Source organism: Mesorhizobium sp. B2-5-11, assembly GCF_006440835.1.
Classification (GTDB): domain Bacteria; phylum Pseudomonadota; class Alphaproteobacteria; order Rhizobiales; family Rhizobiaceae; genus Mesorhizobium.
Genome location: NZ_VFUK01000001.1, coordinates 284,150 through 299,752 on the forward strand (window position 1 = coordinate 284,150; position 15,603 = coordinate 299,752).

A 15,603-nucleotide genomic window follows, 5' to 3' on the forward strand; every position below is an offset into this window, starting at 1 on the left:
TGGCAGATGAGAAGTTATTATTTTACTGAATGAAAGAGGCTTGCGATAGTGGCATCGATCCCTGAAAGGAGAATGCCATGGCTTCCCAGACCGCACCTCGCGCGATCGACACAGGCTTGATCGATGCGCGGACAATAGCGGATTACCAGCGCGACGGCGCTGTCTGCATCCGCGGCGCTTTCAAGGACTGGGTCGAAACGATCGCCGCCGGCATCGAGCGGAACATGCAAAACCGCAGCGCCACCGCATCGGATATCGCCAATGGCCGCGGCAGCTTCTTCGACGACTACTGCAACTGGGAACGCATTCCAGAATTCGTCGAGCTGGTGCGCGAATCGCCGGCGGCCGAACTGGCGGCCGCGGTGATGCGGTCGCGCACGGCGCAGTTCTTCCACGATCATGTCCTGGTCAAGGAACCGGGCACGCAGAAGCCGACGCCCTGGCATCAGGACATCCCCTATTATTTTGTCGACGGCCGGCAGACAGTGAGCTTCTGGATCCCTATCGACCCTGTAAAGGAGGCAACGCTGCGGCTGATTGCCGGCTCGCACAAATGGGACAAGATGATCCTGCCGGTGCGCTGGCTCGACGACAGCAATTTCTATGGCGACGAGGGTGACTACCTGCCGGTGCCGGATCCAGACACGGACTCCTCGCTGGAGGTGCTTGAATGGGAAATGGAGCCGGGCGATGCTATCCTGTTCGATTTCAGGACAGCGCATGGCGCACGCGGCAACCTCACTGCGGCGCGGCGGCGGGCGCTTTCGCTGCGCTGGGTCGGCGACGACGCCCACTATGTCGAACGGCCGGGGCGCACCTCGCCGCCCTATCATGGCCATGGCATGCAGCCGGGGCAGAAGCTGCGCGAGGACTGGTTCCCGATCGTTTTCCAGAGCTGAAGCGCTTTCCAGAAAATCGGCGACGGTCTCCGCCGCCGATTTTCGGGCAGGGGTAACGTTCCCGTGCGCAATTCCGATCAAAGCGCCCGGATGCCTTGACCCGTCGTCCAGAGAGCAATAGCGGGTTCTCTGGAAGATTACAGGCATCAAGAGGTGGCCATGAACGTTCTTCTTCTCGGCTCCGGCGGCCGCGAACATGCGCTCGCCTGGAAGATCGCCGCGTCGCCGTTGCTCACCAAGCTCTATGCCGCGCCCGGCAATCCTGGCATCGGCCGCGAGGCAGAGCTGGTCAAGCTCGACATCGCCGATCATTCCGCTATCGCCGCCTTCTGCAAGGACAGAGAAATCGGCCTCGTCGTGGTCGGGCCGGAAGGGCCGCTGGTGGCCGGCATATCAGACGATCTGCGTGGCTGGGGCATCCGCGTCTTTGGCCCGTCGCGAGCGGCGGCGCGGCTCGAAGGATCGAAGGGCTTCACCAAGGATCTTTGCGCCAGATACGATATCCCCACCGCCGCCTATGGCCGTTTCGCGGACCTGGCATCGGCCAAGGCCTATGTCGAGAAGATGGGCACGCCGATCGTCATCAAGGCCGACGGCCTTGCCGCGGGCAAGGGCGTCACTGTCGCAATGACGATGGATGAGGCGCTGGCCGCGCTCGACGCCTGTTTCGACGGTTCTTTCGGCACCGCCGGTGCGGAAGTCGTGGTCGAGGAGTTTCTGACCGGCGAGGAGGCCAGCTTCTTCTGCCTGTGCGACGGCACTACAGCACTGCCCTTCGGCACCGCGCAGGATCACAAGCGCGTCGGCGATGGCGATGTCGGCCCCAACACAGGCGGCATGGGCGCCTATTCGCCGGCCCCGGTGATGACGCCCCAGATGGTGGAGCGCACCATGCGCGAGATCGTCGAACCGACCATGCGCGGCATGGCTGCAACAGGTGCACCGTTCGCCGGCATTCTCTTCGCCGGGCTGATGATTACGGACAAAGGGCCGAAGCTGATCGAATACAACACCCGCTTCGGCGACCCCGAATGCCAGGTGCTGATGATGCGGCTGAAGGACGACCTGCTGGTGCTGCTCAATGCCGCCGTCGATGGCCAACTCGCGCACATGTCGGCGCGCTGGAGCGACGAGGCGGCACTGACCGTCGTCATGGCCGCGAGAGGCTATCCCGGCACGCCCGAAAAAGGCTCGGTCATTCGCGGGCTCGATGAGGCTGCCAGCGAAGGCGCCCAGATTTTCCATGCCGGCACCGCCATCAATGGCGGTGCGCTGGTCGCCAATGGCGGTCGCGTCTTGAACGTCACCGCGGTCGGCGCGACTGTCGGCGAGGCGCAGGAGAAGGCCTATGCCGCGCTCGACCGTATCGACTGGCCGCAGGGCTTCTGCCGCCGCGACATTGGCTGGCAGGCCGTGGCGCGCGAAGCGGCAGGAGCAAGCTGACCGCAAGCATCCGGTCGCACAAATTCAGCGTTTGCCGCGGTCGGGTTCGGTAGAAGCGGTGCTCACCGGGTCCGCCGCCGCAGCGAAGGCGGCGTCGAGTTGCGCTGGGGTACGCTGCCCGGTGCGCTTCCAGGAGACATATTGGACGATGCCGAAGATCGGCCGCCGCGGCACCGTCTTCACGACAGGCATGCGGAACCCGTCGCGGAATTTCGACCAGCGCGAACCAAGCACCGCGACCATTTCCCCGAAACTCGGTGGCGTCGCCACATCGGCGTAGATGAGAGTGGTCTTGCCGGCCAAAGCGGCTTCGCGCGAGAGCGGCACCGGTACGCTGGCGAGATAATCCGCCGGCACGTCGATCACCCCGCCGAACGGCCATTGCTGGCGCAGCGTGGCGGCATCTGTCGGCGCGACGTTGACGTCGATGTCGTCCGGCGTCCCGGCTACCCTGTAGGGGCAACGGAAGCGGCCGCAATTGGCCTGGGCCGAAAACTGCCAGAGCGCATAGCCTTGCCAGTTGCCGATGGGAAAATGCACGTCGATGTCAGGCTTGTAGCGCGCGTACCAGAGCGGCAGCCGCGACAGCAGCCGGTATTTGTAGCTGTTGTCGGCGATATACTGGGCGGTCTTGCCATTGGTGTAGAGTACCGGGAAGCGGCCGATGCGCCGATGCACCTGGCGCACGAACGCCTCGGCGTCGTCGAGCGACATCCATTGCGCGGGATCAATGCCTTCGATGTCGAGGGCCATGAGGTCGTCCGGCGCGGGATCGGCGAAATCGAGGAAATTATTGGCCTGCTCGACCGGATTGCCGGGGCGGGCGAGGTGATAGGCGCCCCATTTCAGGCCGAGGGCCTTGGCGACCACCTTGCGCGTCTGGAACAGTTCGCGCGTCACCGCATGGCGTTTCCACAGTGCCTTGCAGAGTTTGACCTCGGTATCGTCTCCGGAGCAGGAATAGGGCGGCGACATGCCGTCGGAGGCTTTGTTGATGAAGCCGACGACGCGCTTGTCCGTGGCAAGCTGCGCCCAGTCGATGGAATTGTATTCGTAGGCATCGACGACAAGCGCCCGGTCGGCACTTTTCCACGGCTCGGAGAAATCCGAGGCCCTTGCCGACGTTGTCAGCGCCATCATCGCCGCGAGAGCGATCGCTGGGCGGCGAAGAAGATGCGCCGTTCTCTTCAAACAGGAATCCCCGTTGATCAAAGGCAAATCCTGGACCGCTATGGTTAAGGATTCGCTTTCAAGGCAATGCGGTCCGTCAGCCGAACAGCTTCAACGCCGTCGCTACTGATAGGAACAGCGACAACCGCCGGTCTTGAAATGGCCTGAAACCATATTTGCAATAGAAGGCGGCGGCCATGTCGTCCTTTGCGTCGACGATCAGTGCGAAGGAAGCAGGAGCAGCTTGGGCGCAGCGCCGAAGTGCATCCACGATCAGTATCGATCCTACTCTTTTTCCCTGATATCGGGTATCAACTGCCAACCTTCCGATCAATATGGCGGGCAGGACCGGGTAACGCGGTAGGCGTCTTGTCAGGTCTTCCGGCAGAGAAGTGATGGGCACATTTGACGCTGCAAGAGTGTAGTATCCGGCAATGAGATCGACATCACGGTCCGCGGCGACAAAGCAGTTGCTAACTCGGCGTTTGACGTCCTGGCTTGCCAACTCGTGTAGATATTGGCCGAGTGCCAGCACGCCACAGCTGAATGTCTTACGATCATACGATCCGCCCAGCGGCTCGATGATCAAGCCTAGACTCACCGGGATTCGACGACAACTCGCTTGTAGGCGTCGGCGGCTTTGCGCAGCGCTTCATTAGGTTCGGGCGGATTGAGAATGGCCTCTACCAGAGCGAGCTGATCCTCGATGGACAGGCGGATGATAGCGATCTCCTCAATGGTGCGTTGTGCAGCTTCCTGCGCTGCGGAGACCACGAAGTCGCTGACGCTGCGGCCCTGGATTTCGGCGGCACGTTTCATCACACTCAGCATATCCGGGGATATCCGAGCTTCGAGACGGGAGGTACGGGTCAGTTGGTTTGTCATTTCGATCACCTCTAGCACGGTATGTACGGGAATACATATCAAGTGCGACGGTCAGCGCGGCCGAATGGCTGAACTTCAAACGGATCCGGCGCGGGCTGTTGCGGCAGCGTGCCTTCGGCCGCGCGTTTGCGATGATGGGCGATCGAGCATTTCGGCGAGCACAATATACCGCGATCCGACCAATAGGCGGCGCCGTTTTCCAATTCACCGTGATAATATGAGAACCCCGCCGCCCGGTAGGGCAGGCCGCATTCGATGCAACGGTAGGCGTCAGGTCTGGCGAGCATGAGTTGGTTTCCAGTTGGCTGGTTCTGGTCTGTTGCCGGTCGATTTTGACCCGGCGCCTATCGCATTTAATACGAGCCGGCGCGATTGCAAAATCAGCGTGACAAAATTTGACGTTTACGTAAAAAGAAGATGGTCGCCCAAAGGCGAATACGGTGTGTGGCAAGCAGGTCCCACTCAGGTCCTAGGATCAGCCTGGCCGATGCATCAGGAGGAGCGAGCGGCATGTATTTGGCACCGGTCGAGGACATCGCGTTCACCCTCAAGCATGTGGCCGGCCTGAAGCCTGCCCTCGATGACGGCACGTTCGGCGATCTCGGCGAGGATCTCGTCGACGCCGTTCTTAGCGAGGCCGGCCGCTTCGCCACCGAAGAGGTCGCGCCGCTCTACAAGATCGGCGACGAGCACGGCGCGGTGCTGAAGGACGCGGCAGTGACCATGCCGCCAGGCTGGAAGGAACTTTATCGCCGCTGGATCGACGGCGGCTGGAACGCGCTCTCCGGCCCGGAAGGATATGGCGGGCAGGCGCTTCCGACCATGCTCGGCGTCGCCGCGCTCGAAATGTGGAATTCCGCCGCCATGGCCTTCGGCATTGGCCCGACGCTGACCATGGGTGCGGTCGAGGCGCTCGACAAGCACGCTTCGGAAGAGCTCAAGGCCAAGTATCTCGCAAAGCTCGTCTCCGGCGAGTGGATGGGCACGATGAACCTGACTGAGCCGCAGGCCGGCTCGGACCTCGCTGCCTTGCGCACGCGCGCCGAACCGGCCCGCGACGGCACCTACCGCATCTTCGGCCAGAAGATATTCATCACCTATGGCGAGCATGATCTCACCGACAATATCGTCCATCTGGTACTGGCGCGGCTGCCTGACGCGCCTGCGGGCACGCGCGGCATCTCGCTCTTCCTGGTGCCGAAATTCCTGGTCGGCGCGGACGGCTCGCCTGGCGCACGCAACGACGTCTTCTGTTCGGGCCTCGAGCACAAGCTCGGCATCCATGCCTCGCCGACCTGCACCATGATCTATGGCGACGGTTTTCAGGGCGCCAAGCCCGGCGCCATCGGATGGCTGATCGGCGAGGAGAACAAGGGGCTGGCCTGCATGTTCACCATGATGAACAATGCCCGCCTCGCCGTCGGCATGCAGGGCGTGGCGGTCGCGGAAGCCGCGACCCAGAAGGCGATTGCCTATGCCAATGAGCGCCGCCAGGGCAAGGCGGCGGATTACGCCGGTGCCGGCATGGCGCCGATCGTCCATCACCCCGACGTGCAGCGCAATCTCCTGACCATGAAGGCGCTGACGCAGATCGCGCGGGCGATCAGCTATTCCTGTGCCCATGCCATCGACCTGGCGCGCGTATCGTCTGGTGACCAGGCGGCGCATTGGCGCGACCGGGCCAACCTGTTGACGCCGCTTGCCAAGGCTTTTTCGACCGATATCGGCGTCGAGGTCGCCTCGCTTGGCGTCCAGGTCCATGGCGGCATGGGTTTCATCGAGGAGACGGGGGCTGCGGCACTCTATCGCGACGCCCGCATCGCGCCGATCTACGAGGGCACCAACGGCATCCAGGCGATCGATCTGGTGACCCGAAAACTGCCGCTCGGCGGCGGCGAGCATGTGCACGGCTTCATCGCCGAGCTTGCCGCTGTCGCCAGCGCCGTGCGGACATCGAATCTCGAAGGGTTTGGCCATACGGCCGATGCTCTCGACCGCGGGCTCGACGATCTGACGCAAGCGACACGTTTCCTGCAAAAACTGTCGGCCGATGGCCGGACTGGCGAGGCGCTTGCCGGCGCGACACCCTATCTCCGGCTGGTCTCGCTTGCAGCCGGCGGCGCCTACTTGGCGCGGGGCGCCGTTGCCGATCACGGCCGCGTCGCCCTTTGCCGCTTTTTCGCCGAAAACCTGCTCGGCGAGACAAGTGCCTTGAAGGAGCGCGTTGTCGACGGCCCCGCAAGCCTCGCCGCTGCCGGCAAGACATTGATTTCCGCCTGACGTTCACAAGGAAAGAACCGTGACAGACCATATCCTCGTCGAGCGCCAGGGCGCCATCCAGATCATCCGCATAAACCGCCCGGACAAGAAGAACGCGCTGACGCGCGCCATGTACGCCAAGATGTCGCAAACCTTGGCCGAAGGGGATGCGGATCCGGCAATTCGCGCCCATGTCTTTCTCGGCGTGCCCGGTGCCTTCTCCTCCGGCAACGACCTCGCCGATTTCATGGTCGTCGCCACTGGCGGCGAAGGCGGCACGGAAGTCTGGGATTTCCTGATGGCGCTGGCCAGGGTCGCAAAACCCATCGTCTCCGGTGTCGACGGCATCGCGGTCGGCATCGGCACCACGCTCAATTTGCACTGCGACCTGACCTTCGCCACGCCGCGCACCGTGTTCAGGACACCCTTCGTCGACCTCGGCCTTGTGCCCGAAGCGGGATCGAGCCTGCTGGCGCCGCGCATCCTGGGCCAGCAGGGCGCGTTCGCGCTGCTCGGCCTTGGCGAAGGCTTCTCGGCCGAACGCGCCAAGGCCGCTGGTCTGATCTACGAAGTTGTCGAGGAAGGAGCGCTGGAGGCGTCGGTTCTGGCGGCCGCCGGCCAGATCGCCGCCAAGCCGCCGCAGGCGCTCAGGATCGCGCGCGACCTGATGCGCGGCTCTCGCGAGGACCTCGTCGCCCGCATCAACGTGGAAAGCGAGCATTTTCGCGAGCGGCTGAAATCGGACGAAGCCCGCGCTGCACTGACGGCATTCATGACCAGAAAAAAATAGTTCGGCCCCCGCCTCCCTTAGATGGGGAGGTCGGCCCGCAGGGTCGGGTGGGGTGGAGCGCGGACCTATCCCGCGTGCCTCGGTCGCCACTGGCCAGCCCGGGCTAGGCGCAGTGAGGATGTCGGCGCTAGTTTACAAACTCAGGGATAAAGCCGCGTCTTCTCCCAACCGCCCCCGGCATTGCGCGAAAACACCACGCGGTCATGCAGCCGAAACGGTCTGTCGTGCCAGAACTCGATCGTCTTCGGCACGATGCGGAAACCCGACCAGTGTTTTGGGCGCGGAATCTCGCCGATGGCGTAGCGGGCCGTGTATTCGGCCACCGCCTTTTCCAGCGCGAACCGGCTTTCCAGCGGCCGCGACTGTTTCGAGGCCCAGGCGCCGATGCGGCTGCCGCGCGGCCGTGTCGCGTAATAGGCGTCGGCTTCGGCATCGCTGACGATCTCCACCGGCCCGCGCACGCGCACCTGGCGGCGCAGCGATTTCCAGTGGAAGCACATCGCCGCCTTCATGCTGCCTAGGATCTCCCGGCCCTTGGCGCTTTCGAAATTCGTGTAGAACACAAAGCCGCTCTCATCGAACCCCTTGAGCAGCACCATCCGCACATCCGGCATGCCCTCGGCATCGACGGTTGCCAACGCCACGCCGTTGGGGTCGTTCATTTCGCTTTTGGTGGCGTCGTCCAGCCATGCGGCAAAAAGGCGAAACGGCTCGGCGGCCTCGGTAAAGTCACCGCTTGTTAACTCAGTCTCACTCATAGTTTTTCTCAAATTTTCATCAAACAGGGGAGGTTGCCGATTGTCGCGTATCGCGCAAGCTTTTGACAGCAGGCAAGGCAGCCTATTTGCTTCAGCCAGCGCCAAAGCCGCGATCGTGATGATTGCCTTGCCGCTTGCCGCATGTGGCGCGGGCGGCTTCAGCCTGCAAAAAGCCGAGGTCGATCGCTCGATCCTGACCGGCAGCATTTCGGCTCCAGCCGCGTCGGCCGATTCGGACCGCGATTCCGACCAGACGACGATCGGCAACGCGGTGTCCTCCGCCGACATCGAGCAGCTCGGCGGTCAAGCCGTGCCGTGGGCCAATGCCGGTACGGGTTCGCGCGGCTCCATCACCGAACTGGCGGAATTGAAGGACGGGGGTCAGACCTGCCGCCGCTTCAAGGCTTCGCGCGAAAGCTTTGACGGCGTTGCCATGTTCGCGGGCGAACTTTGCCTGGCCAGCGCCGGCGGCTGGCGTATGCAGGACTTCAGGGCGCTTTGATCTTCCACCTCTGAAATAACGTCCAGCACTGGAATTTCTTCCTATGCGAGCGCATATAAGAGGCGACTATGGACTCACTCTTTCTCCAGGGCAGGAAGCATGCGCGACCCCTATGAGGTGCTGGGCGTTGCAAAGAACGCATCGGCCAAGGACATAAAATCGGCGTACCGCAAACTCGCCAAGAAGCATCATCCGGACCAGAATCCGAATGATCCCAAGGCGAAGGACCGTTTTGCCGCGGCCAATCAGGCCTATGAGATCGTCGGCGACGAGAAGACCCGTGCCGCTTTCGATCGCGGCGAGATCGACGCCGACGGCAAGCCGCGTTTCCAGGGCTTCGAGGGCGCCCCCGGTGGCGGTGACCCCTTCGGCGGTTTTCGCCGCCAGCAGCAGGGAGCCGGCGGTTCGCGATTCGAGTTCCGCTCCGGACGCCCTGGCGGCGATCCGTTCGATGGCAACAGCGATATCTTCAGCCAGATTTTTGGCGACGTCTTCTCCGGCTCGCGCGGCCCCGGCCAAAGCGGGGCAGGAATGGGTGACCGCCGCCAGCCGGCAACCGCCGCCGACCTCAATGTCACGCTCGACATTACCATCGAGGAAGCGGCGAACGCTGAAAAGGTCACGGCGATGTTCCCTGACGGCCGCAAGGTGGCGGTCAAGCTGCCGGCCTATGTCGAGGACGGGCAGACCATCCGGCTGAAGGGGCAGGGCGAGCAAGGGCCGGGCCAGCCCGGCGACGCGTTGGTCAAGATCCGCTTCCGCCGGCATCCGCGCTACCGCCTGGAGGGCCGCGACCTGCATGCCGATTTGCCGGTGGGGCTGGCCGATGCCGTGCTTGGCGCCAAGGTGGCCGTCGAAACGCCGACCGGCAAGCTCGCGGTCAACGTTCCCGCCTGGTCGAGTTCGGACAAGGTCCTGCGCCTGAAGGGCAGGGGCCTGCCGGAAAAGGCCGGCGGCCACGGTGATCTCTACGCCCATGTGCGCATCATGCTGCCAGAAGGCGGCGACAGCGCGCTCGAAGGGCTGTTGCGCAGCCAAAAAGGCTGATTGGCGGCTCTTGTCCCCGAACTGTCCCGTTTGAGCGCTTGAAGGGGCTCTGTGCCTGTGCGATAGGGCTCTCCACAAATAAGAAATCTTGCGGAGAGCACGCATATGGCGGGTGGACAGGGCCTGATGGCCGGCAAACGCGGCCTGATCCTCGGCGTCGCCAACAACAGGTCGATCGCCTACGGCATCGCCAAGGCATGCGTCGACCACGGCGCCGAGATCGCGCTGACCTATCAGGGTGAAGCGTTCAAGAAGCGGGTCGAGCCACTGGCTGCGGAACTCGGCGCCTTTGTCGCCGGCCATTGCGATGTGACCGATCCGGCGAGCCTCGACGAGGTTTTCGCCAATGTCGCCAATCATTGGGGCAAGCTCGACTTCCTCGTCCATGCCATCGCTTTTTCCGACAAGGACGAACTGACCGGCCGCTATGTCGAGACGACGCGCGATAATTTCCTGCGCACGATGGATATTTCGGTCTATTCCTTCACCACCATCGCCAAGCGCGCCGAGGCGCTGATGACCGATGGCGGTTCGCTTTTGACGCTGACCTATTACGGCGCCGAAAAGGTGATGCCGCATTACAACGTCATGGGCGTCGCCAAGGCCGCACTCGAGGCCAGCGTGCGTTACCTCGCCGTCGATCTCGGCGCCAAGAAGATCCGCGTCAACGCGATCTCGGCGGGCCCGATCAAGACGCTGGCCGCTTCCGGCATTGGTGACTTCCGCTACATCCTGAAGTGGAACGAGTACAATTCGCCGCTGAAGCAGACGGTCACCCAGGAAGAGGTCGGCGATTCCGGCGTCTATTTCCTGTCCGACCTGTCGCGCGGCGTCACCGGCGAAGTGCATCATGTCGATTCCGGCTATCACGTCGTCGGCATGAAGGCGGTCGACGCACCTGACATTTCGACAGTCAAGGATTAACTCCTCCGCCTATCCTCCGCCCAGGCCCTGGCCCGACCTCCGGAAGACCTGATGTACCCGCTGGTTTATATCGTGCGCCACGGCCAGACCGCGTGGAATGCCGAATTCCGGCTTCAGGGGCAGGCCGATACCGACATCAACGCGCTCGGCCGCGAGCAGGCGAGCGCAAACGGGCATCGGCTGGCTGACCTGATCTCCAATCCCGCAGAGTTCGATTTCGTCGCCAGCCCGATGCGGCGCACGCGCGAGACCATGGAGCGCATTCGCGCCGCCATGAAGCTCGACCCGGCTGCCTATGGGACCGACCCCCGCCTTGTTGAAGTGAATTTCGGCGACTGGCAGGGTTTCACCTTTGCCGAGCTGGAGACGCAATTTCCGGGTGCGAGCAGGACGCGTGCGCTGGACAAATGGAACTTTCAGCCGCCGGGCAAAGATGCCGAGAGCTACCAGATGCTGCTCGAACGGGTAAAGCCGTGGTTCGACGCGCTCGAGCGCCAGACAGTCTGCGTGACGCATGGCGGCGTCATGCGCACCTTGTTTCGCTTCGTGCTTGACATGGCCGAGGATGATGCGGCGAAGCTGGCGATACCGCAGGACCGCGTGCTCAAGCTGGAAGGCGACAGCCTGGGGTGGCTTTAGGCACCTGGCACAATCCAGGAAGGCTCATGCAGGCTGTCGGTTGCAGGTGCATAAAACGGCTGCAACGGCTCAACAAACGCCGAACGGCCGATTTGCATTGGAAGCCTAGTTGGAGTCGCTGTCCGGCAACTGCATATCGGTGACGACGTTTTCGCCGTTGGTTACGTCATAGGCGATGACGATGTCCATGCCGGGCTTCAGCGCGTCGAGATCGGTTTCCGCGTTCAGCTTGTAGGATTTGCCGTCGTCCAGCGTCAGGGTCAGCGCGTCCTTGTCGATCTTCTTGATCAGGCCTTCGGTCTGCCCGGCGAAAGCGGCGGTGCAAAGCAGGAATGTGGCGGCAACAGCGCCAATCAGGGTACGCATCATCGTCCTCTTTGGTATTGCGCCGGCATGGGTAGCGGCGGATCCTCAACGGCGAATGGAGCAGAGCAGAAACCAATCGAATGTGTCAAAACTAAATCCGTAGATCACGGTTTGACCCCTGTGGAAAACGCCAATAGAAGGCAGGCTTCAGTCGGCTCCGATGCCGGGCAAGGCACTTTGCGATGTCTCACAACACGTTCGGCCATCTTTTCCGCGTCACCACCTGGGGCGAAAGCCATGGGGCCGCATTGGGCTGCGTGGTCGACGGCTGCCCACCCGGCATCCGCTTCACGCGTGACGAAATCCAGGCCGAACTCGACAAGCGCCGGCCCGGCCAGTCGCGCTTCGTCACGCAGCGCCGTGAGCCTGACGAAGTGAAGGTGCTGTCGGGCTTCATCCTTGACGATGACGGCGAGACGATGATCGCGACAGGTACGCCGATCTCCATGCTGATCGAGAATGTCGACCAGCGCTCGAAGGACTATGGAGAGATCGCCCGCCAGTACAGGCCGGGCCATGCGGACTACACCTATGACGTCAAATACGGCGTGCGCGACTATCGCGGCGGCGGCCGATCCTCGGCGCGCGAGACCGCGGCTCGGGTCGCCGCCGGAGCCCTCGCCCGCAAGGTCGTGCCGGGCATGGTGGTGCGCGGTGCACTGGTATCGATGGGCGAGAAGTCGATCGACCGCGCCAACTGGAACTGGAATTTCATTGGCGACGCGGACAATCCGTTCTTCACGCCGGATCCGGCGTCCGTTCCCGTTTTCACGAGCTATCTCGACGGCATCCGCAAGGCGGGTTCCTCCGTCGGCGCCGTGATCGAGATCGTCGCCGACGGCGTTCCGGCCGGCCTCGGCGCGCCGATCTACGCAAAGCTCGACCAGGATATCGCGTCAGGCCTGATGTCGATCAACGCCGTCAAGGGCGTCGAGATCGGCAACGGCTTCGAGGCCGCCCGCATCACCGGCGAACAGAATGCCGACGAGATGCGCATCGGCAATGACGGCCAGCCGGTGTTCCTGTCCAACAATGCCGGCGGCATCCTTGGCGGCATCTCGACCGGCCAGGCGATCATCGCCCGCTTCGCCGTCAAGCCGACGTCTTCAATCCTGACGCCCCGGAAGTCGATCGACAAGGACGGCAACGACGTCGAAGTGATGACCAAGGGTCGCCATGATCCGTGTGTGGGCATTCGCGCCGTACCGATCGGCGAGGCGATGGTTGCCTGCGCAATCGCCGACCATTATCTGCGGCACCGAGGACAGACAGGCAAGGAAGGCAGTAGGGCAGTAAGGCAGTAGGGCAGTAGGGCAGTAGGGCAGTCTGTTAAGCTGCCCGCGAGACGAGCAATTTTTCCTTTCCCTTACTCCCTTACTCCCTTACTGCGCTATTCCCCTACTCCCTTGCGAGCGAAGCGAGCATTTCCATGTCTTACGACCAGAAGAAGATCGTCGAAGCAATCCGGGCCTTCGAGCGGGGCGAGATCGTCGTCGTCATGGATGATGACGGGCGCGAGAACGAGGGCGACCTGATCGTCGCCGCCGTCCATTGCACGCCGGAAAAGATGGCCTTCATCGTGCGCAACACTTCGGGCATCGTCTGCACGCCGATGCCGCGCGAGGAGGCCAAGCGCCTCAACCTTGCGCCGATGGTCGCCGACAATGATTCGGCGCACACCACCGCCTTCACGGTTAGCGTCGATTTCAAGCACGGCACCACGACTGGCATTTCAGCTGACGACCGCACGCTGACCGTGCGCAATCTCGCCAACGGCAATGTCGGCGCCTCCGATTTCGTCCGCCCCGGCCACATCTTCCCGCTCATCGCGCGCGAAGGCGGCGTGCTTATGCGTTCGGGCCATACCGAGGCGGCCGTCGATCTGTGCAAGCTCGCCGGCCTGCCGCCGATCGGCGTGATCTCGGAACTGGTCAATGATGACGGCACCGTCAAGCGCGGCCCGCAGGTCGCGGCTTTTGCCGAGGAGCACGGCCTCAAGCAGGTCTCGGTCGCCGACCTCATCGCCTATCGGCAACGCAAGGAAACACTGGTCGAACGCGTGGCATGCTCCGAGATCGACACGCTCGGCGGCAAGGCGCAAGTCTTCACCTACACGCTGCCCTGGGATTCCATGCATCATGTCGCCGTCGTCTTCGGCGACATCCGCGATGGGGAAGAGGTGCCTGTGCGTCTGCACTCCGAGGACGTGGTGACCGACGTCTTCGGCACCAGCCACCGGCTGGACGCCATCATGAAGGCGATGGGCGAGCGCAAGCGCGGCGTCATCGTCTATCTGCGCGAGGGCTCGGTCGGTGTCGCCCACCAGGAGCGCAACCGGCCGGCGAGCGGCGACGGGGAGGACCACGAAGAGGCGCGCCGCCGCGAGAATGAATGGCGCGAGATCGGGCTCGGTGCTCAGATCCTGAAGGATCTCGGCATTTCCTCGATCAATTTGATCGCCTCGCGCGAGCGCCACTATGTCGGCCTCGAAGGTTTTGGCATCCACATCGCCAAGACCGAGATTCTCTAGATTCGACGGCGGCAATAGCGTCCGATCCGCTGAACCGGACGCGTCATGGTTCATTCCGCGGCAGCGACGGCCGCTTCACACCCATCCAACTCGCATTTGTGAGTGGCAAGACTGCGCTGGCCGAGCAGCACCGTGACCAGCGCGATGCCGCCCGCGACCACCGAGACCCAGAACCCGTTCTGGGCGCCGAACGCATCCACCACCGCGCCGGCGGCGAAAGAGCCCAGCGCCATGCCGATGCCGATTCCCGTTGTCACCCAGGTAATGCCCTCGGTCAGCATCGCTTCCGGCACATGCCGTTCGATCAGGCCGAATGCCGTGATGAAAGTCGGCGAGATCGCCACGCCGCTGATGAAGACGGTCAGCGCCAAAATCGGCACGCTGTCGGCAGTGAGCGGCAAAATCGTGCTGACTGCGATGATGGCGACCGCGACGGTCAGCTGGCGCTGTAGCGGCGTCTTGAGGTTGAGCGCGCCGACCACGATGCCCAACACGAACGATCCCAGCGCATAGACGCCGATCACCAGGCTTGCGGCACCGGCTTGGCCGAACTCCTTGGTGATCGCCACCGTGCTCACTTCCGTCGTCGCGAAGGTCGCGCCGATGAAGATCAGGGCGAAGGTGATGATCTGTACCGGCCGCAGGCGGATTGCCGAGCCAGTCGAACCATGGTCCACCGGCCGCACTTTCGGCTCCGTCGATCGCTGCAGGATGAATGCTATCGAGCCCAAAGCGAGAAACAACGTGCTCGCCAGCATGCCTGCTTCCGGAAACAGCGCCGCACTGAGGCCCACCGACAGCGACGCGCCGGCGATATAGACCAGTTCGTCGGCCGCCGATTCGAAGGCGAAGGCGGTGTTCATCTCCGGCCGGCCGCGAAAAAGCTCGGTCCAGCGCGCGCGCACCATTGCCGGCATGCTGGGCATGGCCGCTGCCAGCAGCGCCGACACGAACATTGTCCATACCGGCCAATCCTGGTTGGCCGACGCAATCAGCAGCAGGAATGCCAGCACGGAGATGATGGTGGTGGGCACGACGATCCATGTCTGGCCGAGGCGGTCGACCAGCCTGGAGATCTGCGGCGCCAGGAAAGCGTTGGCCAGCGCGAATGTCGCCGAGACGGCACCCGCCAGCCAGTATTCGCCACGCGTCTGCGACAGCATCGCCACGATGCCGATCGGCGCCATGGCGATCGGCAGGCGCGCCATGAAGCCTGCAGCGGCAAAGCCCTTGGCGCCAGGGGCTCGAAAGATCTCGGAATAGGGGTTCTGCATGGTCCGTTCCTCGACAAAAGGCGATTCGGAAATTACATACGATGCGTATGAATACTAAATAGATCATACGTCGCGTATGTCAATTGGCATACGTGACGTATGTAGATAAGGCCAGAA

The 15,603-nt window shown here is 63.1% G+C and carries 17 protein-coding genes; 10 read left to right on the forward strand and 7 right to left on the reverse strand.

Annotated elements, in window-relative coordinates:
• The first annotated feature begins 77 nt into the window (after positions 1-77).
• On the forward strand, positions 78-899 hold the full coding sequence (locus tag FJ490_RS01355; RefSeq protein ID WP_140558219.1) for a phytanoyl-CoA dioxygenase family protein: 822 nt from the start codon (positions 78-80) through the stop codon (positions 897-899).
• Between the two features lie 159 nt (positions 900-1,058).
• On the forward strand, positions 1,059-2,342 hold the full coding sequence (purD, locus tag FJ490_RS01360) for a phosphoribosylamine--glycine ligase (protein ID WP_140559370.1): 1,284 nt from the start codon (positions 1,059-1,061) through the stop codon (positions 2,340-2,342).
• A gap of 24 nt (positions 2,343-2,366) precedes the next feature.
• On the opposite strand, the gene FJ490_RS01365 is transcribed toward purD, so the two are convergent.
• The 4 genes from FJ490_RS01365 to FJ490_RS01380 all read right to left on the reverse strand — a co-directional run bounded on the left by FJ490_RS01365 (position 2,367) and on the right by FJ490_RS01380 (position 4,684).
• Complete coding sequence (locus tag FJ490_RS01365) at positions 2,367-3,482, reverse strand: glycoside hydrolase family 25 protein (protein ID WP_140728332.1); 1,116 nt, start codon at positions 3,480-3,482, stop codon at positions 2,367-2,369.
• Positions 3,483-3,609: 127 nt separating this feature from the next.
• Positions 3,610-4,101 carry a GNAT family N-acetyltransferase gene (locus FJ490_RS01370; RefSeq protein ID WP_224684799.1) on the reverse strand — a complete coding sequence of 164 codons (492 nt, stop codon included), beginning with the start codon at positions 4,099-4,101 and terminating at the stop codon, positions 3,610-3,612.
• 8 nt (positions 4,102-4,109) lie between these two features.
• Complete coding sequence (locus FJ490_RS01375; RefSeq protein WP_140514791.1) at positions 4,110-4,397, reverse strand: DUF1778 domain-containing protein; 288 nt, start codon at positions 4,395-4,397, stop codon at positions 4,110-4,112.
• A 38-nt stretch (positions 4,398-4,435) separates the two neighbouring features.
• Positions 4,436-4,684, reverse strand: a complete 249-nt coding sequence (locus FJ490_RS01380) for a hypothetical protein (RefSeq protein WP_140514793.1) — start codon at positions 4,682-4,684, stop codon at positions 4,436-4,438.
• A gap of 223 nt (positions 4,685-4,907) precedes the next feature.
• Between FJ490_RS01380 and FJ490_RS01385 the strand changes: the two genes are divergently transcribed.
• Complete coding sequence (locus tag FJ490_RS01385) at positions 4,908-6,677, forward strand: acyl-CoA dehydrogenase (protein ID WP_140623535.1); 1,770 nt, start codon at positions 4,908-4,910, stop codon at positions 6,675-6,677.
• Between the two features lie 19 nt (positions 6,678-6,696).
• Complete coding sequence (locus FJ490_RS01390) at positions 6,697-7,446, forward strand: crotonase/enoyl-CoA hydratase family protein (RefSeq protein WP_140728131.1); 750 nt, start codon at positions 6,697-6,699, stop codon at positions 7,444-7,446.
• Positions 7,447-7,586: 140 nt separating this feature from the next.
• Here the strand turns inward: FJ490_RS01390 and pdxH are convergent, their stop codons facing one another.
• A complete protein-coding gene (gene pdxH / locus FJ490_RS01395; RefSeq protein WP_140498039.1) occupies positions 7,587-8,204 on the reverse strand; it encodes a pyridoxamine 5'-phosphate oxidase in 618 nt (205 codons plus the stop codon).
• A 40-nt stretch (positions 8,205-8,244) separates the two neighbouring features.
• Between pdxH and FJ490_RS01400 the strand changes: the two genes are divergently transcribed.
• From FJ490_RS01400 to FJ490_RS01415, 4 genes are all read left to right on the forward strand, one after another.
• Complete coding sequence (locus tag FJ490_RS01400; RefSeq protein ID WP_140498041.1) at positions 8,245-8,706, forward strand: RT0821/Lpp0805 family surface protein; 462 nt, start codon at positions 8,245-8,247, stop codon at positions 8,704-8,706.
• A 99-nt stretch (positions 8,707-8,805) separates the two neighbouring features.
• Positions 8,806-9,753 carry a DnaJ C-terminal domain-containing protein gene (locus FJ490_RS01405; protein WP_140498043.1) on the forward strand — a complete coding sequence of 316 codons (948 nt, stop codon included), beginning with the start codon at positions 8,806-8,808 and terminating at the stop codon, positions 9,751-9,753.
• Positions 9,754-9,858: 105 nt separating this feature from the next.
• Positions 9,859-10,677: an enoyl-ACP reductase FabI gene (gene fabI, locus FJ490_RS01410; protein WP_140498045.1), complete on the forward strand. Its 819-nt coding sequence runs from the start codon at positions 9,859-9,861 to the stop codon at positions 10,675-10,677.
• 51 nt (positions 10,678-10,728) lie between these two features.
• The gene (locus tag FJ490_RS01415; RefSeq protein WP_140498047.1) at positions 10,729-11,316 is read left to right on the forward strand and encodes a histidine phosphatase family protein; all 588 of its coding nucleotides are present in this window, start codon (positions 10,729-10,731) and stop codon (positions 11,314-11,316) included.
• 105 nt (positions 11,317-11,421) lie between these two features.
• On the opposite strand, the gene FJ490_RS01420 is transcribed toward FJ490_RS01415, so the two are convergent.
• On the reverse strand, positions 11,422-11,682 hold the full coding sequence (locus FJ490_RS01420; RefSeq protein ID WP_140551058.1) for a DUF1344 domain-containing protein: 261 nt from the start codon (positions 11,680-11,682) through the stop codon (positions 11,422-11,424).
• Positions 11,683-11,864: 182 nt separating this feature from the next.
• Here FJ490_RS01420 and aroC point away from each other — a divergent pair, with 182 nt between their 5' ends.
• Both aroC and ribB read left to right on the forward strand, forming a co-directional pair.
• Positions 11,865-12,986: a chorismate synthase gene (gene aroC / locus FJ490_RS01425; RefSeq protein WP_140728132.1), complete on the forward strand. Its 1,122-nt coding sequence runs from the start codon at positions 11,865-11,867 to the stop codon at positions 12,984-12,986.
• A gap of 125 nt (positions 12,987-13,111) precedes the next feature.
• Positions 13,112-14,212 carry a 3,4-dihydroxy-2-butanone-4-phosphate synthase gene (gene ribB, locus FJ490_RS01430; RefSeq protein ID WP_140498053.1) on the forward strand — a complete coding sequence of 367 codons (1,101 nt, stop codon included), beginning with the start codon at positions 13,112-13,114 and terminating at the stop codon, positions 14,210-14,212.
• A 50-nt stretch (positions 14,213-14,262) separates the two neighbouring features.
• Here the strand turns inward: ribB and FJ490_RS01435 are convergent, their stop codons facing one another.
• On the reverse strand, positions 14,263-15,486 hold the full coding sequence (locus FJ490_RS01435) for an MFS transporter (RefSeq protein ID WP_140674977.1): 1,224 nt from the start codon (positions 15,484-15,486) through the stop codon (positions 14,263-14,265).
• Between the last annotated feature and the right edge of the window lie 117 nt (positions 15,487-15,603).